Here is a 19,388-nt window from a genome sequence, read left to right as displayed (position 1 = left end):
ATCGAACTCGTGGAGGCGAGTTGCCATGGCAGTCAGATTGTGTCTAATCATCCTGGCCGGCTGCACGATGTGGTCGGCTGCCGCGGGCGTATGCGACGGCGAGACCGACAGGTCCGATCCCGAGGCGGCCGCGTCCATGCTCGATCTTCTCAGGGTCTTCATCGGCTACCCCTATGAGAGCACTCGGGACATGGATGCGGTCGAAAGAATGCTGCTGCGGCTGGACGAGGCCTATCGCGCTCAGAGCGGCGATAACCGGATCGGCAAGTTGCTCGACGAGATGCATGCCTTCATTTCTACGAAGACCAACCCTTACGAGCATCTGAGCGTGGTCTCGTTCGCCGGGTCCAACGATGTTGCGATCGTGAAGCTGAGAGACGGCATAGGGATTCCGCCCCCGGCAGGCGGCGCGATCCTGAGGGTCTATTCCCGACGGGACGCCATGCCGTCTTCGATCCTCCGGAACTTCTCGACGAGTACGCTGGGCGTCACCAGGTGGCGCTGCTGCATCGCTGTCTGCAGCGAGGGGCTGTCTTCGTCGGAAGTCCGCGAAGTCGTCTCCCACGAACTGGCGCATGCCTATGTGAACTCCTGTGCGGACTCGAGTCTCGGAGACCTGCCGGAGTGGTTCTGCGAAGGCCTGGCGCTCTACGCCTCCGACCGGAACACCGGCCTGCTGCGCGTCCTGTTCGGCGAGAACGGCTACGACTCGGACTCCGACATGATACAAGTGCTCTTCGACTTGAGGTCTGCTGAACACGGCAAGGAACTGGTAGGGGACGGTCTGGCCATCCGCTATCTGAGGCGGATGCTCGGGCAACCGGGGTTCGCGCTGTTCGTCCGGCAGGCCGTCGAGCAGGGCTCAGTCGAGGGTCCGATGATCACCGTCTTCGGGACCGACAGCCCCCAGCCGCTCATGAACCACGCCTACACGTGGCAGACGACGATGCGCTGGATCGGTTGGGGCGGGGTTGCGGGTCTGGCGGTATTCGCCTTCCTGCTCTTCCGCTATTCGGGTCCGCTCTGTAGGGCGTACCTGAAGTCCAACCGCGAGATGGCCGAGTTCTGCGAAGAAGAGAAGGTCGAGGAGAGCATCGCCCGCGTGAGAGACGAACTGGACCGGTTTCACAAGAGGGAACGCACGGCACCGGAATGGAACGATCAGGCGCTTCTCGAGGACAGGCTGGAGACACTCGCCTTGTCCCTGATCAAGCACGGCCGTGCGCTAGAAGGCATAGGGATGCGCGCCGAGGCCGCTCAGAGGCTGGACGCCGCGATGCACCTCGCGCCCTGGTCTTCGCTCGTGGCGCAGGAACTCCGCGATCCGCGGCGGAAGGAATGGTGGGCGGTCTGAGCATCCGCGAATGCCGCCTCGGGCGGCGGAGGGAGCGGTGAACGAGACGAACGACCGAAACAGAGGCGAAGAGGACGACGAAGAACGGCGGCCTTACGAACCGGGCACGATCCCGAAGGTTCTCGCTCGCCTGGCAGGGGCGTTCTTCGATCTTCTCGAAACCATTCCGGCATGGTTCGTCTGGTGGTTCGTCAGCAGGAGACGTGACGAGGCTTCGGATGACGCTGACCCCGCGGAGGAACGATCCTCGCGGCTGTCCGGGTGGATCGGTTGGATCGTGGCGATCATCATCACATGGACGCCGCTCGGCCTGTACCAGTTCTACCCGCCGTTCAGCCGGGTGGTTGACTCGACCTGGTCCGCGGGCAAGCGCGCCGTGCATCGCGAGATGCATCGTCCCTCGGAGATCGAACTGACCCGCCAGCAGGGGGATGCGGTCAGCCGGTCCATCTTGACGGTCTTCCCCGAGGTGAACAGGGGCGAGGTCTACGAGTCGGTCCTCAGATGGCTCGAGATTCACCACCCGGAACTCGACCTGAAGGCGCGCATCAACGAAATGGACGCGCTCGACAGGATGCTGCGCGACGAGGTCCGGTGCATCGCCTTCAGCAAGGCCGAGTCGAAGCGCGAGTTTCTCGACCCGAAGATCCCACCGCTTCGCGTAATGCGCACCTGCCTGGCCGGCGATCCTCGGAGCCCGTGGCTCGTGCTCGCGCTCGGCCGCGACGACATGTTCTCGCAAGGCCTCGCGTTTGCGATAGCCTGCGACGGCGAATACTACCATTACTCCGTCCTGAACGATGACGCGACAAGGGAGTCGGAGTCGGTCGTGCAGAGGGGACGGCCCTGGGTGACCGCCGCCGACCTCGATATGGACGGCTCGGACGAGATAATCACCGCCTGGAGGAGCGACTTCAACCGCAGCCTGAGCCTGCAGGTGCACAAGCACGTCTCCGACTGGGAGTGGAAGCGCGTCATGAGCCTGTCGGACCTCTACCTCGGACAGACACGGGTAGCCCGGCCCGATCCGTCCGCCGCCCCGGAACTCATCGTCGCCGACGGCGTCGCCCCGGAGAAGGGACAGTCCACCCATGAACTGGTGACGTATATCGTGTCCGCGTACTCCTGGGACAAGACGGCCGGCACGTTTCGGAAGACCAGGGAGTACCAGAGCGATACCGAGTTCGACCCTATGGAGGCGCACGGCACCCACCTCATCAAGTCGGCGAGGCTGCCCGAGCCGGTGAAAAAGTCGCTGGAAAAGCGCTTCAAGGACGGATGGTGCTGCACTTCGGCGAGGAGCATCGGCACGTACCTGATACTTACGGTCTTCGACCGCGAGATGCCGGAGGATGCGAAGACCGCGAACGTCATCGTGTCCGACTCTTCGGGCCGAGTGCATCTCGCGAGGCCCGGACTGGTCTTCAACCCGGGCGGGCTCTATCACGCGACCGACCTCGACGGTGACGGCCGCGCGGAAGCGGTAATCGAGTCGGAGGGCGGCGGCGCTCGCGGGAGGAGCGAGTACTTCGTGTGCCGTTTCTACCCGAAGTTCGGGCTGCTGGCCTACGTTGACGCTGGCAGAGGGTACATCGAGGGGGTCAGGGACCTGGACGGCGACGGACTGAAGGAGATCGTCATGCGTGACGACTGCTTCGAGGAGTTCGACAATGCCTACTGCTCCGACACTCCGCGAATCCCACTCGTACTCCGGTACTCACGGGGAAGATATCGGGCGGCAACGGCCGACTACCCGGGCCTCGTCCGGGCCGACATGGAGCAGACGCGGGAAGCCCTGAAGTGCGCTGTGGCCGGCGTACCGACCGACGACAACGAATACCCGACCGACTCGCTCGCCCTTCTCTGGTACGCGGACGCGGTGCTGCTCGGCGAGCAGGAATCCGCGTACAAGGATATCGTGAAGATCCTGCCCGGGGAGGAGGGCCTCTGGCTCCGGCGTAACCGGGCGGACGCGACCGCGGTTGTCCGCATGCAGGGCTCCAGGGTGCTACACCGAGTGCCGCCGTCGGAGGGACCGTAAGTGCTTAGCGAAAAGGAAGTCAAGCGAGTAAGCAAGTTCATGAGCTTCGTGCTCCGGCACGATCCGGAGTGCATCGGGCTCTCAGTGGACGCGAACGGCTGGGCCGAAGTGGATGAGCTGATATCCTGCGCGAACGCCGGAGGCCGCACTCTGACCCGCGAGATCGTTGACGAAGTCGTCGCCCGCAACGACAAGAAGCGGTTCGTGGTGAGCGAGGACGGGCGGCGGATCAGGGCCGCACAGGGCCACTCGATCGAGGTTGACCTGCAGCTCGAGCCGCGCGAGCCGCCGGAGATTCTCTTCCACGGCACGACTCAGCACTACGTTGAGTCTATCCTCGCGTCGGGCGTGAACCCCGGGTCCCGCAGACACGTCCATCTGTCACCGGACGAGGAAACGGCGAGAAAGGTCGGCAGCCGGCACGGCAAGCCCTCCGTGCTCCGCATCCGCGCCGGGGAGATGTGGAAGGCGGGCTATGTCTTCTACCTCTCTGAGAACGGCGTCTGGCTGACGGATGAGGTGCCGCTTGAGTTCATCGAGCGTGCCTAGCGGTTCGCTCCAAGCGGGCTGTCATTCCTTCAGCGCATAGGCGCATGCGGTCGCACTCAGAGGATCGGAGTCCTCGCACCAGGCCGCGAGCATCGGGGCCACGCCCATGGTGTCCAGCCGGTCGGCGGCATCGTAGAGGTCCTGAAGCGTGATCCCGCCGCCGAGTCCCACCAGCAGCAGGGCGGAACGGGTGCGAGGCCTACCCTTGGTGATCCCAAGCGCGTCTATCGCGGACACGGCGGCGCGTGCGGGCGAACCTCGCCCGTCTGCGGCGGCCGATGCAAACAGGCACCCGCGGCCCGGGGAAAGTCTCTCCAGCAGATCAACCGCATCGAGACAGAGCAGCCCCGGAAGGAACAAGGAAATGGGGATGCCCCTGATCGCTGCGGCGACCTCCCAGGCGCTCGAGTTGAGAGTCGTCAGTCTGTGCGCGTCGGGACCTCTGGCCGAGTCGGTTGACCCGTCCAGGCCCAACAGCACCGTGCGGGTGCCGAGATGCTCCTCGGACGTTCCAAGCAGGTCATTCAGTGAACAAGCGCGGCGACCGGCCTCGTTCCCGACGAACACGCGTATCTCCGGCTGGCGCGTCCCAGGACCCTCGGGTGTATACCATTCGTCAGTGCGATGAATGCCGATGACGAGCGAGTCTGCTCCCAGTACTCCCTGCGCCGATCGTGTTCGATCCTCGAGCACGGCGACTGAGGTCTCCTTGTTCCAGCGGTGCTCGAGAACCGAATCGGCTACCGTGATGCCGATCGTTCCCGCCGCAACCAGTTCTACGTAGGGATAGACTCCGCACAAATCGCCCGGCCTCCGTGTACTTCCTGTCTGTAATGTTCTGCCCGGACTCGCGGGAGACCTCTCAGACCCTGCCGGACTCCGGCGAGATGGCACTGATCGGGTATTTCCCTCCCGGAGCATGCCTCGCAAGGCGCTTCCGACGAAGTCGAGGTTCGTCGTTTGCTCCTTCACCATGCAAATACATGCGGCGGTTTCCTGCGTCGGGGCTCACCTGCGCCAGTCTGCGATCATCGGGGCTGCCTGGTTGGTCCGGGCCGGACGATCCGGCCGCCGCACCGACCACATCACGTTGTTCCCGTTAGCCGGGAACTCCTTGCCGACATGTCGCACTTCCGATACTTCGGAGTTGAGAAGTCCAGCCGCGCGTCCATCGCCTCGCGCAGTCCGGGCGGTGCGTCGGTCGCGCACGGCTTGGGAGCACGGGCCGTTTGACATCGGCCGGTATCCGAGGTATAAAGTGACCATCCCCAGAGCCTGCGGATGGAGTGTACCGTCGTGCTTCGAGATCATCGCCCTGTCTGCCTGGTGCCTCTGGCACTCTCCCTGACGTTCATCTTCTCCCTGCCGTCCGTAGGGGATCAGGCGAGTGGGACCTGGCTGCTCCCCCGTAAGGACTGCCGCAACACCGCGAGAGCGGATGTCGCCGGCAACATGAGAACCGCCCCGAAAGAAATCTGGTCCTATGGATCGCCTCCCGTCGGGCGTTCGTACCTGAGACCGGTCACGGTCCGGGGCAAGCGTCTCTACTTCGCCCAGGTCCGCCGCGGAGTCCGGCTCATGAGGGCGGACGGCACCGCGGTCTGGAACCGGCCTACACTCGGCGTGTCCTCGGTCGCGGCGGTCTTCGACCTCGGTAGCGGTGGGAAGCCGGTCGCGCTTCTGGCCGTCGGTACGGATACTCTTGTGCTCATGGAGGTGGCTTCGGGCAGGATTCTGTGGAAGTGGAAGACCCCGCCGGGTGCATACCTCGGTGGATACGGCCTGCTCCATCAGGGGACGGGCGCCCGCCTTGTGATCTTTCCCCAGAACTCGATGCTCGGCTGCTGTTACGAAATCTTGTCCTCGGAAGCGACTCCCAGACTGTTGTGGTCAGAGGACTACGCCGGCCGATACTGGCAGAACTACGGGCCATACTTCGTGTTCGCCGACATGGACAACGATGGGCTAAAGGATATCGTCCTCGCAGGCAAACCGGGATACATGGGCGTCATCGACATGAACACCGGCGACGTGAAGTTCGATCTCCAGTACGAAGTCGCGGGCGGCGACCATTCGGGCCGGCCATACGGCCTTCTCCACGCGGCGGATATAGACGGAGACGGCTTCCGTGATGCCGTCATGGTTTCCTGCCAGGTCGAGCACTACATCTCGGTACTCAGGAACAACGGCGGGAAGAGCTTCAGCCTCGCATGGTCGCAGTTCGTGGCAAACGATCTGCCGCTGGGTGACAAGGAGTTGCGGCCGAACATTACTTCTCTTGCGGACGTGAACGGCGACGGTCGGAAGGAACTGGTTATCGGCGCCTTCAACATCGACGGCGACAACCGCTGGCACACGATCGTCTTCAACGCGATGGACGGAACGAGGCTCGCCGACCTGTTCGGCCGCTACTTCTGGGGATGCTACGACCTCGACGGCGACGCGCGGCCCGAGATCATCACCGGCGCGGAGAAGGAGCGCCTCTTGACCCCTGCGGCGGCGATACAGGCGGTCGACGGGAGGGCGCTCCGCGACATCGGGGAGATTCGCGGCGCAGGGCTCGTGTTCATGGACGGCGCGCTGCCCGACGACACCGCGTTTCACGCTCGGCGGGATACGCCCCTTTATCTCAAGGGGCTGGTGGTGAACCGCAGCGGCAACGAGTACACCTGGCACATCGTCGGCGGCAGTTCGCAGCTCGAGCCGTTCAAGGTCGGCCCGGCCGCCCGTGAGGTGCTTCTTTCCGAGGGAACGCTCGAGCGCGTTGACCTCAGACCGGAGAAGCCCGCAGGCCCGTCGGCGACATGGCCGCTCGTTTCGGTCGCGGAGGGACGGCGCGAGCTCGTCATGTCGCTCTCCGACGGCCGAGTGATCGGTGGAGAGCCGGATTTGTCCAGGTCCGGGCGGCTCACGAACGAGTGGACGGTCCGAGGTACTTCGCCGTCGATATGGATCGGCCCCGACGGCAGGCGGCTCGTGTGCGCTTTCGGCGAGGAAGACAACCGAGTGGCCGTCTATAGGCCGTCCCCCGGTGAGTGCGGCCCCGAACCGGTCGCCGTGATCGAGACGCCGCTGCCGACGGAGAAGCCGTACTCCACCCGCAGCACAGCCGAACTGATGCCGTTCGGCACCGCAGCGATGGGTCTCTTCGTCGGACTGCGGCCCGGAGTCCACAACATCGGGTGTGCGGCCTACGACGAATCGGGCGGCCTCCTCTGGTCCGACGAACTGAACGGCCCTTACCCGCGAGTCGCGGCGGCGGCCGACATTGATGGCGACGGCGGGGAAGAGGTCTTCGTCGACAACCACGGGAAGCACATCATCTACGATGAAGCGGGCAATGGACGGGTGATCGCTCACGGATGGAACGTCACCATTCCGGGAAGAGGCGATGGGGCGAAATACGCGCTTCCCATCATAGGTCCTTTCGGCCCGCAGAACGCCGGCCGGATCGTGCTGGGACCCGGACTCGATTGCCTAGAGGTGCTCGACTACACCGGCGCGCGTCTGGCCAGGCAGGATTATGCGAGCATATATGAGTTTGAATGGTGCGGATCCTCGGTCGCCCGCATCAGAAGCGACGGCTGGGATGTAGGCATGGCGAACAAGGACGGGATCTTCCACTGCGCGGACGTCGACACATGCCGGACGCGCTGGAAGCTCGACCTCCGATGCCCGGCGACCGCCCCGATCAACACCTCGACCGGTGACGTGGACGGCGACGGCCGCGACAACTTCCTCGTCGCGCTCCCGAACGGTAAGCTCGTGGCGCTCGATGAGAAGAATGGTAGAGGCGTCGTGATGTGGAAGGTTGCGTTTGATGCCGGCGTGGATGAAGCGTTCCTCGCCGACGTGGACGGCGACGGGAACGGGGAGATCGTGGTGCAGCTGGAAGACGGGCGGGTCAAGATACTGGCGGCCCGCAGATGATCGCGGGCATCCGACTTCGCGTGGCCCTGCTAATCCTGATCACTCAGGCGATCCTGATCTACTGGGTCGCCGACAGCGAGATAGTCGCGGGGATATACCTGATCTGCTACTCGCTGATGATGCCGACCGTGCTCTATCTGCTTGCAGTGCGCGTTCTCAGGCGGTGGCTTCCGTTCGACGACCGGGAGCTGCTGATCGGGTATATCGTCCTGACGGCGACGATTCCCATCGTGGGATTCGGCGGCCTGCGGTTCATCGCGGAGGGCATGGGCTACCTGCAGTACTTCTCCGAGACCCAACCGCAGTGGCTCAAGTTCCTGCCGTTCGTGAAGAGACTGCCGGTCCTGCAGGATGCCGCCGCCGCAAGAGGCCTCTACCTCGGCGGAACGGGCATCCCGTGGCGCGCATGGACCGTGCCGATTGCCTTCTGGAGCACGTATCTGCTTCTGCTCTCGGGGATATGGCTGTGTCTCGCGGGCCTGCTGAGGCGCGTGTGGGTGAACCAGGAGCGGCTGGCGTTTCCCGTTGCGATGCTCCCGCTCCAGATGATGGACACGAGCAACGATCTCTTCCGTCGTCCGATATTCTGGATCGGGTTTGCCGTCCCGGCGATCCTGCAGAGCCTGCTCGCGATCCACGAATGGGTGCCGTCGGTGCCGGCGCTTCAGTTGAAGGGGTTCAATGCGGCGCCGATGTTATTCAGTTCCCCGCCCTGGAACGCGATCCGCGACCTGATCGTCAGTTTCTTCCCGATGGCCGTGGGACTGGCGTATTTCGTGCCGAGCAACATCAGCTTCAGTTGCTGGTTCTTCGCGGTGCTGGCCAGGCTGTTCTGCGTGATAAGCGCCGTGTTCGGGGTCGACCCGGCAGGGACGCAGGCATCGAGATTCCCGTACTATGAAGAGCAGGCATCCGGCGCATGGATCGCGTTTGCCGCCTTGATACTCTGGAAGGCGCGGCACCGCATCCGGTCCTCAGTCGCGACGTCGGCGGCTGAGAGGGATGTCGTTCGGCGGCTGTGGATCGGCGCCGCGACATGCACGGCGCTGTGCGCAGTCATGATGTACGCCGCCGGGATCCCGCTGTTCATGGCGGGGCCGGTGATCCTGGTCTACGCGGCCTACGTATTGACCGGCGCCCGCGCTCGGGCCGAGGCGGGAGGGCAGTGGACCTTCGCGCCGCTCTGGTCGCCTCACGACGCGGTGCAGGCGATGTCGGGCACCGGCGGACTGACTGCAGGCGCGGTGACTTCGACCGGCTTCTTCGACCTCGTGCACGTTGACATCCGAGGCCAGTCGCTTCCGTACCTGATGGAGGGCATGGATATCGCCGAGAAGTCGGGGATTCCGTGGCGCACGGTCCTCGTCTGGGTAGGCATCGGGAGCTTCACCGCGCTCGCACTCGGATGGTGGAGCACGCTCTCCAGGCTCTACGATGTCGGAGCGGCCACGGCCGACGCGAATCCCTATCCCATCTTGAAGGCAAACATCGCGTTCGGCAAGGTCGATCGCCTCGTGACCAACGTGAAGCCGATAGACCCGGCTGGGATATGGGCGATGGCGATCGGCGCCGGCATCACCGCCTTTCTGACACTGACGGGGAGGATCGGATCGCTCGGCCTGAGCCCGATCGGCTACATCCTGGCGAATACGCTTACCATGAAGTCGTTCATCGTGCCGTTCTTCATCGCGTGGCTGGCGAAAACCCTTGTGCTTCGATACGGCGGAAACCGGCTCTATCGAAAGAGCGTGCCGCTCTTCGTCGGAATCATCCTCGGCGACGTCGTCGCGCAGGCGACGTGGGCGCTCGTCGGGGAGGTGTTCCACGTGCCGATATACCAATTCCTAACGTGACGAGTCATAGTTGACCGTGGGCCGGTCTGCCGTGAACCGTCAACGATGTCGTTTGGAGGCATCCATGCCTGAGTTCGAGCGAGCGAAATACGGCGCGGCGGCGATGGCGGATCTTCAGGGTCTGCTGCCGAACCCGTTCCCGCGCACGATGAGCCCGAGTTGCATGAAGTATCTGCAGGAGTTCGTGGAGAGCGGCATGACCTGCGACATGATCACCCGCTTTGAGGAGGCCTTCGCGGAGGCATACGGTGTCAGGCACTGCATCGCGACTCCGGGATGCACGCCTGCGCTCTCGGTGCTCGCGGCTTCCTTCGGATTCGAGCCGGGCGACGAGGTCATCGTAAGCCCGATCACCGACTACGGCACGCTCCTCGGCATCCTCTCTGAGAACTACATACCGGTCTTCGCCGACACCGAGCCGGGGACGGTCAACATCAGCGCCGACACCGTCGAGCGGTGCATTACCGATCGGACAAGGGCGATCCTGGTCGTGCACATGACCGGCCTGATCTGCGACATGGACCCGATCAACGACTTGGCGAAGAGGCATGGGCTGATCGTCTATGAGGACGCATGCCAGTCCGTGTTCGGCGAGTATAAGGGGCGGCTCGCGGGCAACCTCTCGACCGCAAGTGGCTTCTCGTTCGACGGAGAGAAGACGATGGGCTCGGACGTCGGCGGCTGCATCATCACGAACGACGAGGGCCTCGCGGATCGGGCGAGGCTCATCGGGCAGAGCCGCGGTGGAGTTCAGGTTCCGGACTACGGGCGCATCCATACGGTGCGGGGATATGCCCACCGCATGCCGAACTGCACGGCGGCCGTCACCCTCGCCCAGTTGGAGATCATCCGGCCGCAGGTCGAGCATCGGGACAAGATGGTCCGGCTGCTGACCGAGTTGATCGGCGGGATCCCGGGCGTCACACCTCTGCCGATACCCGACTATATGGGCGTGTACTCCTGCTGGATGTTCGGCATGAGCATCGACTCGGCGGCCTTCCGATGCACGGCGGACGAGTTCGGGCGGCAGTTGGCGGCCGAGGGCATTTCCGGAGCGGGTACGGCGAGGTACTACCTGCTTCCGGAGTCCGTCACTTTCCTCCGCGAGAACGCGCGGAAAGGCGTCTATCCGTTCTCCAAGCCGCCGGCCTCCCGCGAGTATGCCTATGGACCCGAGACGTGCCGGACGGCGCGCTCATTCCTGGAGACGTTCATCCGTTGGTCGACCTTCTGCGAGAAGTATCAGCCCGAGCACTGTGAGATCGCCGCGGAGATAGTCCGCCGCGTGGCGGACAGGAACAGGATATGAGGATCGCAACCTGGAAGCACGGCAAAGCCTGGGTCTACTCGATCACCTACGACGAGGCGCTGGCCGATCTCGCCCGCTTCGTCATCCCGATCCATCAGGAACTCGGCATCCCGGGTCACGTGGAGGTCGTCGCCGGCCACATAGGTGCGGTCCGCCAACTCGGGGAGAGTTCGTTCAACGGCATGAGGCACATGAACGCCGCGGAGCTTCGAGGGTTGATCGCGATGGGGTGGGGCGTCGGCTGCCACTCCTGGAGCCACGGCACGGTGATGGATGACCCCGACCGCGAGCTTCGTCAGGCCAGGGAGACCGTCCAGGATGCCATCGGGCGGCCGGTCACGGTCTACACGTCCCCCGGCACGAACGAGAACCTGACGGCCGACGTGCAGGAGAAGCTTCGAGAGTACCGATACTTGGCCGGACTCAGCATCACCGACGACATCAACTACCCGGATGTCGCGGACCTCCTCTGGGTGAACCGCGTTCCGATCCACGAGCGCTACTGGGGTGTCTTCGACAGCGCGTTCGACGCTCACAAGCGGATCCGTCAGGCGCAGGACGCTCACGGGTGGATCGTGGATTACTGCCACTGCCCGCTAGAGAAGGCGGTTCACGACTACAAGGACTGCACGGCTGCTCACCATCGAGAGCGCCTCGAGACCGTTGTCTCCGAGGGAGGCGAGCGGTGCTGGTACGCCGATCCCGACGAGGTTGTGGACTACCGGTACATGCGCCGCCATGCCCGTCTCGAAGGCAATGTACTGCGACTGGAAGGTCTGCCCGACCAGGTGCAGTGCCGCGAGTTGACCTTTGAGGCGGATGACGGCAGGCTTGTCACCCTTACCGTCCACGACAGTATGGAGATTTCGATATGAAACGAATGGCAAGATTGGCTACCGTCACACTCCTGAACAACGAGGGTTCGATGATCGAGGCGGGTCTCGCCGCGATCGACGAGGCGGCAGCGCATAGGCCGGACCTGATCGTGCTGCCCGAGGAGATGGACATCATCGGCCTGATGCCTGAAGAGGTCGCGGAGGTCGGCGAGCCGGTGCCGGGTGGCCCGGTCCAGGCACGCTTCGCCGAGAAGGCTCGGAAGCACGGCGTCAACCTCGTCGTCGGCCTCAGGGAGCGGGAGGGCGACCGCCTGTATAACGTGGGAGTCGTGATCGACCGGAAGGGTGAGTACGTCGGCAAGTACCGGAAGACTCACCTCGCGCCCGGCGAATCGGACCAGGTCACGGCGGGAGATGAGTACCCGGTCTTCGACCTCGATTTCGGCAGGGTCGGCGTCCTCATCTGCATGGACATCCACTACCCCGAGCCGTGGACCATCCTCGCACTTCAGGGTGCCGACATCATCGCCCACCCGACCATGTGGCGCGACTACACCGGCGACATGTGTGAGTCGCTCGTGAATGCGAGGGCGATCGACAACCAGGTCTACGTCGTCACGAGCCACTACGTCACGATGCCGTTCCTGACCGGGGGCTCGATGGGCCACTCCCGCATCGTCGACCCGTACGGCCGGACTCTCGCATCGACCAGCCACAAGCCGGGAGTAGCTGTGGCAGAGGTCGATCTCGACGAGGGATATGAGTACTGGGCGACCGGCGATCTCAAGAGGCGCTACCCGACGCTCAAGGAGTGCTTCCTCGGCATGCGCCGCCCGGAGACCTACGGGATCGTTACCCGCCCGGACACAGAGAACCGGTGGAAGATCGACGAACCGGTTCTCTACGCCCCGGGATCGCCCGACCCCCTCGAGTAGCCGCGCTTCGTGCAGTCGCTCGTGTTTTGGCTCTGCTGGTTCGCCTCTGCGTCGAAGAAGACGTCAAGACGGCTCGGTAGTCCGGCTGCTAAGGTGTGGAATCTCTGGGAATCCGGCGCAGCGTGAAGACCGACACTTCCGGCGGGCAGAGGAAACGTGCGCGCGTGTGTGCCGTCCCAAGGCCTGGGCTGGCGTAGTGCCACATCGCTCCGTTGACCTTCCGAAGCCCGATGTCGGGTCCGTCCCAGTAGATCCGGCGCAGAAGCGGTATCCGCACCTGGCCGCCGTGCCTCGCGCCCGTGAGCGCGAGGACCGCGCCTGCGCGGGCCGCATCCAGCGTACTTGTCTTCGAGACGTCGGCCGCGAGTACCACAAGCGTCGCGCCCGGTTCGACTTCCCGGAGGGCCCACGCGAGGCTGCGGCTCTCCTCCGTCAGGCCCGCGAAGGCGATGCGCGCGCCTTCGACCTCGATGGTCTCGGATCGGCCGATCAGCATCGGGACATCCGCCTGATTGAGCCTGCGGAAGAGCACGTCGGTGTCCCAGGTGCCGAGCGCGGCGTACACGGCGCGCTTCGCCCGAAGCCTGCCGACGAACTCCATCGTCAGATCGTTCGATCTCTGCCCCCGGGTCTTGTGAGAGTCGCCGGCGAGGTCGCCCGTGAGGACGATAACATCCGGTTGGGCCTCGTTCACGAGTGAGACGGCCCGCCGTTCCCGCCGGCCGATGCGGGCGACGTGCGTGTCGGATATCTGTGCGATCCGGAAGCCGTCGAGTTTGGGCGGAAGGTTCTCTACCGCGATGTCGAAGTCGCGCCTGACCACGGTGTTCGGCTCGACGAGGTATGCGTACATGAGGAGCGCGCAGGCGACTGCGACCGCGGTGAGCGATGCTCGAACGATGCGGCGCCACCTGCCCGCCGGGATGAGCGGTGTCCTGGATCTCCGTCCTCTGCGCCGTCGAACCTCGCTGCTGCGGTGTCGGGATGTCGCTGCAGGTCTGATCGGGCGCGCGTTCGGCATCCGGCAACCGCACTTCAGGCAGAAGCGGTATACGATCGGCGATTCTGTTCCGCAGGCAGGGCAGACGTTCGACTTCGGAGCAGGCGGCTGATCGGAGTTCGGGGTGTCGGTCTCTGTCATCGGCCAGCTAGAACCTGTCCGTCAGGTATATGACGTCGTGGACGATCCTGAGTACATCGAGGATCTGGAACGGCTTCTTCTCACCCTTCTCTGGGACGAACACGATGTCCGACGGTTCGATCTTGATGTTCTGCGCCTGGTCGCCCTTCTTTGCGAAGTCGTTCAAGTTGACGCTGAGTGCCGTCGCTTTTCCGTCAACCATCCGTACGACGGAGATGTTCGACAGGTTGGAGGTGGTACCGGTGCCGCCCGCCGCAGACAGGGCGTCGAGCAGCCGCTCCTCTCCCGCGAGCGGGTATCCGCCCGACTTGCCGACTTGGCCGAAGACGAAGAACCGCTTGTCCTGCCGCGGCACCAGGAGCACGTCGCCCGGCTTGATCTCGACGTTCTCAGAGGCCTCGCCCTTCTTGAGGAGGCTGTCCAGGTTCACGCGAGCCTGCGCTCCGGAAGCGGACGTGAGCAGCGCACCGGCGGCGTTCGCCTCGGTGGTGAGACCGCCCGCGGCGGAGAGCGCATCGAGCACCCTCATCCCCGGCTTGAGGTCGTAACTCCCCGGGTTGGTGACCGACCCTGCGACCAGCACCCTGTCCTTCGACTCCGGCACGAATATGATATCACCGGGTACGACCTTGATGTTCTGCTTCGGGTCGGTCGCGGCGGCGTCGAGGTTGACGTGTATGGTCTCCTGGTTGTTGCGGGTGACCAGGATGTTGGCGGTGTCGGCCTTCTCGAGCGTGCCGCCGGCCGAGGCGATCGCGGTCAGGATCGTCGTGTCCTGGCCGATGACAGAGGGGCCGGGCTTGCCGATGAGTCCGAGCATCAGGACGGTGTCCTGCCTGAACTCGCTGATCGTGACCCAGACCGACGGCCGGACTACGAACTCCGAGTACTTGGTCGTAAGTTCCTCAGCGAGCTTCTCGGCGGTCTTGCCCGCCGCCTCCACGTTCCCGACGAGCGGGAGCGATATCCTCCCGTCGGGCTGGACCTTCGCCTGAGTGCTCAGGTTGTCGAAGTTGATGATCTTGATCGCGATGACGTCGCCCTGCCCGAGCAGGTACGGCGCCGCCGAGAGCCCGGCTGACAGGCTGAGGCATACTATGACGAGAAGGATGCGTGTAGACATGGCTGTTCTCCAACGAGATCATCGGCACGGGAAGCCTGTGACCTTACATACATTATACCACTTTGCGGCAGCGAGGACATTCGGGTACGGCCCAGCGCCTTACCTCGTCACGAGCGCCACGCCGACGCAGATCAGACCCACGCCCGCCCATCGGACCAGGCTGATACTCTCACCGAGGCAGTACCTGGCCAAGACCAGCCCGAACACGTAGCTCAGGCTCATCAGCGGATACACGAGGCTCAGCGGCGACTTGGCAAGGACTGCGAACCATACCAGCGTCGCGATGCCGAACAGCGCGAAACCCGCCCAGATCAGCCAGGACGCCGCGAGCGCCTTCAGCCCGGAACCGGACACGGCGAACCCGCTCTGGTTCAGGCCGGACTTCCAGCAGAGTTGCCCCACCGCGAGCATCAGGGTGCAGGCCACCACGAGCACGACGTTTCTCATCCGCGGTCCTCCTTGGTCCTAAGTTCGTCGAGTTCGGTCCGGAGCAGGCCGATCTCCTGGGTTAGGCGCCAGGTCTGCGCCGTCAGTTTCGACAGCACGACCGTGAAGTGGATGGCGAGTACCATCCCCACGAATATCGCCACGACGAACAGGGCGTACGCCGGGTGCTCGATGCCGAGCGCCGTGGCGAGCCAGAACAGGGCCGCTCGGTCCAAGGCCATGACGATCATCAGCGCGCCGGCTGCCAGCCAGAGCATCGAATACTCTTCTCTCAGCTTCCTGCGCCTCACAAGGTCCACGACGAACATCATGACCAGCAGGCTTGCGAGCCCGGCGATGATCTGTTGGGTCGGCGTCATTTCACTTCTCCTTCCCTGCATGTCCTCCCGGCGCATCGAGGCGTGCTCCATACGCTGATCAATACCGCCATCAGGGATCGAATCACGAAGTAGCTCGCCCTGAACGGTGTGAACATCGACTTGCCGGCCATTCGCTCCCTCATGGAAGACGGCACCTCCATAAACGTGTAGCCGCTCCTGACAAGCCGTATGATCGCCTCGATCTCGGGGTAGTCGCAGGAGCAGTTCATGGTCATGAACCGGATCGCTTCTCGTCCGTACGCGCGGAATCCTGAGGTGTTGTCCGTGATCCGCTGTCCGATCGCCATTGATGTTAGGGTCCGCAGCAGCCACATCATGGCTCCCCTGGCAGCCGACACCCGGTAGCCGCTGTCCTTCAGAAAACGCGACCCCAGTACCATGTCGGCCTCGCCGCTCAGTATTGGGCCCACTAGCTGTCCGATCTGATCGGGCCGATGCTGGCCGTCGGCGTCATACTGGAACGCCGCATCGTACCCGTGCCTTGCAGCGAAGTGGAGCCCGGACTGGACGGCTCCCCCGATGCCCAGGTTCACGGGTAGACGGATGACGTACACGCCCATATCTCCGGCTATCTGCGAGGTGTTGTCAGAGGAGCCGTCGTCCACGACGACGATATCCACGTCTGGTCGGGTCTCCATCAACTCCTGCAGAGTCGTCGGCAGGCTCTCCTCCTCGTTGAAACTCGGGATGATTGATAAGATACGATTGTTGATGTTATTCACTGATCCTCTCCGCCCGTGTCGGTACGCTGTGAGCGTCAAACCAGTACATGGGGGCCTGTAAGGCTCGCAAGAAGAGGGTCTTCGGCGTCATCTAGAAACTCCTGATGCCCGCATCCTGGGTGCATCACGCGCCAGGAGGACATCTTGAGCCTCACCGGCCGTTACCGTGACTCTCAAACATCGTCCCGGTGATGTACCCGAACGAAGCAGTTAGGCAGGGGCATCGCCATCGTTGGCCATATGTCTGTAGTGGCACACTCAACATTGTCGTGCCCAATTACGGCACGAATCTATATACGACCGAATCACTCAATAGAGCCATGATGAACAGATGAGAGTACCTGTGCATGTCTTCTCGTTTAAGATCCGCTACGAATGGACCGTAGCGCGCTATAAGGTCCGAGTATGAGGCATTCTCCCTCCTGACGACTACATAGAAGTTCCGAAACCTGTGGCGGTTTGCGTATGCATAGCCGTTGAATTCGCCATAGGTCAATTTGCGCGTGTACGGATATGCGGAAAACGAAACCGCTGCGTCTCGGCACAAGTAAAAAGGTATGTCGACAGTATTGTCGCCTATTATAAGGTCGCTGTCAGTAGTGTGCATCTGGACCCATGATAGCCGTGCCGACTGGCCTATGATGGTCTGCAGTTCAACCGGCGCAACTCGAAGTGCGCGCTGTGCCTCCCTTGCGCTTGAGAGCAGTACCAGAAACAGCGCGCATGCAATGCCGAAGTGCGGGGCGACCTTCAGGTTCAGACCCTTCATGATGAAGGCCGATGCCGGAATCAGCAGAGCTACTCCCGCTGGGGAAACAAGCCTTGTGTCGATGCTGTCGAAGTGTCTTGTCGTTCTCTGGACTATGAGAAGCACAAAATACGACACTGCCCATGACCAGAGCAAGTACCTTCCGCGTGAGACGAAGACCTCTTGGAGAACCGCTTGAAGGCGCTGGATTCGGATCAGACGGGCGATGCAGACGAGGGGAACTACAACTGCCAGCAGCACCTGTTCCCGAACACGCGTCAAACCCAGCCAGTGCCCTATCGTGCCAACGGCTGCAAGTTGCAGGTTCTCTGCCAGATTCGACTGAGAAGGTAGCATCGACGGCAGGAGAGTCCGGCTGCTTGAAAAGTTGTGGGTCAGTACAAGCGAAACTGGTATGGCCCAGCCAATCGAGTAGGCGAGCGCATTCCACCTGGTTTCCGACCGTGTTCTGGTCTGAACTGAGCAAGCGATGAAGAACAAGCCGACTGGCAAGAGGATCGCAAACACGTACCGCGTTGAGAACGCAAGTCCGGCGACGAGGCCCCCGGCAAGAAGCAGAGAGTGCACGTGCTGCCGCCTCGCAGATGAATACAGACAGGCAAGAGTGCACATCGCCAAGGCGATCGCGAGTGTCTCGCTCCACGCGTACCTGCCGACGAAACGAAGTGGAAAGTATGTCACGAGGCATCCGGCTACCAGGCAGGCTAGGCCGAGACTGTACATCTGTCGAGTGAGTATGAATGCCAGAGCAACAACGCCTAACATGCATACCGCCGACAGAATCAGAGCCGAATCCGTATGTGCTATTCCGGTTCTGGACAAGAGCGCAATCAAGAGCGGGTACAATGGAGGCTGCGCTACAAATGGCGAGGGAATCAGGCTCTCGGTAGAGAACTCGGTCTGGTTGAAACCCAGCGTAGATTGTACAATGCCTTTCCCCTCACTGATGTTACGCGCAACGTCCACATAGTTCATGGAATCAGGGGAGAACAGTCGCGTTCGAGTCAAGGAATTGTGCAGAAAGAGGCAGAACCACAACACTACCGCAGCCGTCAGCAGATAAGGCATGACACGGAGCAATCGCGAGTATACCCCTGCGCGAACGTCTACGTCGGAATATGTGTTCTCGATTCTACCCATCTCGGTTATCATACCGTCTGAGCAGTTCCCTCTCCAGCCGCCTAGGGAGTCATCACACTAAGACCCTTCGTTGTCTGATACTGCGCACTATCAGCCGAATCGAATCTCCCTCCCCGCGAACACCCTGCACCAACAGCTCAAGCACATCGAACTCCAGATCCGGCGGTTCAAATCCCCTCGTCCCTCGCAGTGCTCCTCGAGCATCCACCGCATGTACTTCCGGTCGAACAGGCGGGGCAGGCGAGACGAATCGCCGATCACGCCTCGTCCGCCATCCCGCGCAGGCCGTTACTAAGCCAGTGCGCCACCGGCACGTCGAATCTGCACATTGTGTGTCGGAAACGAAATGATGTCGAGGGTTTCTCATGATAGCCCCCTATCATATTCAGGAAGTCTCCCGTGTTCAGAACAACGGTATGTTGCCTGATCGCGTGTGAATCATTGAGAATCCGAACGGGACCCCGCGCCAACTCGTCACGTCACAACTGTATCTGAGAGCAAGGCGAACTTCTTGAGGTCCATAGTTCGGTCGAATACTAAGCAAGATAGTATCTTGCATAGGTCGCCGCCCAAGCCCAGGCTAGAGCGAGTGTGGCGACGATTGAGACTACCGCCGGGTACGTGTCCTCCGCAAGCTTGCGCCCGGCAAACTGACGCTCTGTTCCGAGTAGCAGGAGCGCCATGGGTGCTATGGGCAGGAAGTACCTGCCTTGTACGACCCACTTGATCTGGCCGGCTCCTACCGGGACATTGTACAGATAGAGCGCGGTGAAGACAAGAGCGGCTGTCGTGACTGATACGGCAAGGATCAGCGCCTTCTGCAAGAGACCTAGCGCGGGACGGCCGGCATCGGAGATAG

Annotated in this window: 16 protein-coding genes; 8 read left to right on the top strand and 8 right to left on the bottom strand. The window is 62.8% G+C overall.

Annotated elements, in window-relative coordinates:
• Positions 1–25 precede the first annotated feature (25 nt).
• Genes KBC96_13000 through KBC96_12990 form a run of 3 tightly spaced genes read left to right on the top strand, consistent with a single transcriptional unit; the run spans position 26 to position 3,944 of the window.
• Positions 26–1,354, top strand: a complete 1,329-nt coding sequence (locus tag KBC96_13000) for a hypothetical protein (protein ID MBP6965311.1) — start codon at positions 26–28, stop codon at positions 1,352–1,354.
• Positions 1,355–1,391: 37 nt separating this feature from the next.
• Positions 1,392–3,395, top strand: a complete 2,004-nt coding sequence (locus KBC96_12995) for a hypothetical protein (GenBank protein MBP6965310.1) — start codon at positions 1,392–1,394, stop codon at positions 3,393–3,395.
• Entirely contained in the window at positions 3,396–3,944 is a 549-nt protein-coding gene (locus tag KBC96_12990; GenBank protein MBP6965309.1) for an RNA 2'-phosphotransferase, read from the top strand.
• 21 nt (positions 3,945–3,965) lie between these two features.
• Here KBC96_12990 and KBC96_12985 read toward each other — a convergent pair whose 3' ends face one another.
• Positions 3,966–4,745 (bottom strand): hypothetical protein, encoded by a 780-nt coding sequence (locus KBC96_12985; GenBank protein ID MBP6965308.1) that lies wholly within the window; start codon positions 4,743–4,745, stop codon positions 3,966–3,968.
• 495 nt (positions 4,746–5,240) lie between these two features.
• On the opposite strand from KBC96_12985, the gene KBC96_12980 reads away from it, so the two are divergent.
• From KBC96_12980 to KBC96_12960, 5 genes are all read left to right on the top strand, one after another.
• Positions 5,241–7,874: a VCBS repeat-containing protein gene (locus KBC96_12980; GenBank protein ID MBP6965307.1), complete on the top strand. Its 2,634-nt coding sequence runs from the start codon at positions 5,241–5,243 to the stop codon at positions 7,872–7,874.
• Entirely contained in the window at positions 7,871–9,727 is a 1,857-nt protein-coding gene (locus tag KBC96_12975; protein ID MBP6965306.1) for a hypothetical protein, read from the top strand. Before KBC96_12980 ends, KBC96_12975 begins: the two co-directional genes overlap by 4 nt.
• A gap of 64 nt (positions 9,728–9,791) precedes the next feature.
• Complete coding sequence (locus KBC96_12970; GenBank protein MBP6965305.1) at positions 9,792–11,036, top strand: aminotransferase class V-fold PLP-dependent enzyme; 1,245 nt, start codon at positions 9,792–9,794, stop codon at positions 11,034–11,036.
• Entirely contained in the window at positions 11,033–11,911 is an 879-nt protein-coding gene (locus KBC96_12965; GenBank protein MBP6965304.1) for a polysaccharide deacetylase family protein, read from the top strand. The genes KBC96_12970 and KBC96_12965 overlap by 4 nt, the downstream gene beginning before the upstream one ends.
• Positions 11,908–12,807 (top strand): carbon-nitrogen hydrolase family protein, encoded by a 900-nt coding sequence (locus KBC96_12960; protein MBP6965303.1) that lies wholly within the window; start codon positions 11,908–11,910, stop codon positions 12,805–12,807. The genes KBC96_12965 and KBC96_12960 overlap by 4 nt, the downstream gene beginning before the upstream one ends.
• 88 nt (positions 12,808–12,895) lie before the next feature.
• Here the strand turns inward: KBC96_12960 and KBC96_12955 are convergent, their stop codons facing one another.
• The 7 genes from KBC96_12955 to KBC96_12925 all read right to left on the bottom strand — a co-directional run.
• Positions 12,896–13,948 (bottom strand): hypothetical protein, encoded by a 1,053-nt coding sequence (locus tag KBC96_12955; protein MBP6965302.1) that lies wholly within the window; start codon positions 13,946–13,948, stop codon positions 12,896–12,898.
• 7 nt (positions 13,949–13,955) lie between these two features.
• The gene (locus KBC96_12950) at positions 13,956–15,071 is read right to left on the bottom strand and encodes an SLBB domain-containing protein (protein MBP6965301.1); all 1,116 of its coding nucleotides are present in this window, start codon (positions 15,069–15,071) and stop codon (positions 13,956–13,958) included.
• 99 nt (positions 15,072–15,170) lie between these two features.
• Positions 15,171–15,518, bottom strand: a complete 348-nt coding sequence (locus KBC96_12945; protein MBP6965300.1) for an EamA family transporter — start codon at positions 15,516–15,518, stop codon at positions 15,171–15,173.
• The gene (locus KBC96_12940; protein MBP6965299.1) at positions 15,515–15,877 is read right to left on the bottom strand and encodes a DUF2304 domain-containing protein; all 363 of its coding nucleotides are present in this window, start codon (positions 15,875–15,877) and stop codon (positions 15,515–15,517) included. The genes KBC96_12945 and KBC96_12940 overlap by 4 nt, the downstream gene beginning before the upstream one ends.
• A complete protein-coding gene (locus KBC96_12935; GenBank protein ID MBP6965298.1) occupies positions 15,874–16,620 on the bottom strand; it encodes a glycosyltransferase family 2 protein in 747 nt (248 codons plus the stop codon). The genes KBC96_12940 and KBC96_12935 overlap by 4 nt, the downstream gene beginning before the upstream one ends.
• Positions 16,621–16,897: 277 nt before the next feature.
• Entirely contained in the window at positions 16,898–18,529 is a 1,632-nt protein-coding gene (locus tag KBC96_12930; protein MBP6965297.1) for a glycosyltransferase family 39 protein, read from the bottom strand.
• A 536-nt stretch (positions 18,530–19,065) separates the two neighbouring features.
• Positions 19,066–19,388 (bottom strand): hypothetical protein (locus KBC96_12925; GenBank protein ID MBP6965296.1); only part of this gene is annotated, 323 nt, incomplete at its 5' end.

It is taken from the genome of Armatimonadota bacterium (assembly GCA_017993055.1).
In the GTDB taxonomy this organism is placed as follows: domain Bacteria; phylum Armatimonadota; class UBA5829; order DTJY01; family DTJY01; genus JAGONM01.
This window is presented reverse-complemented; position numbering and strand designations above follow the sequence as displayed.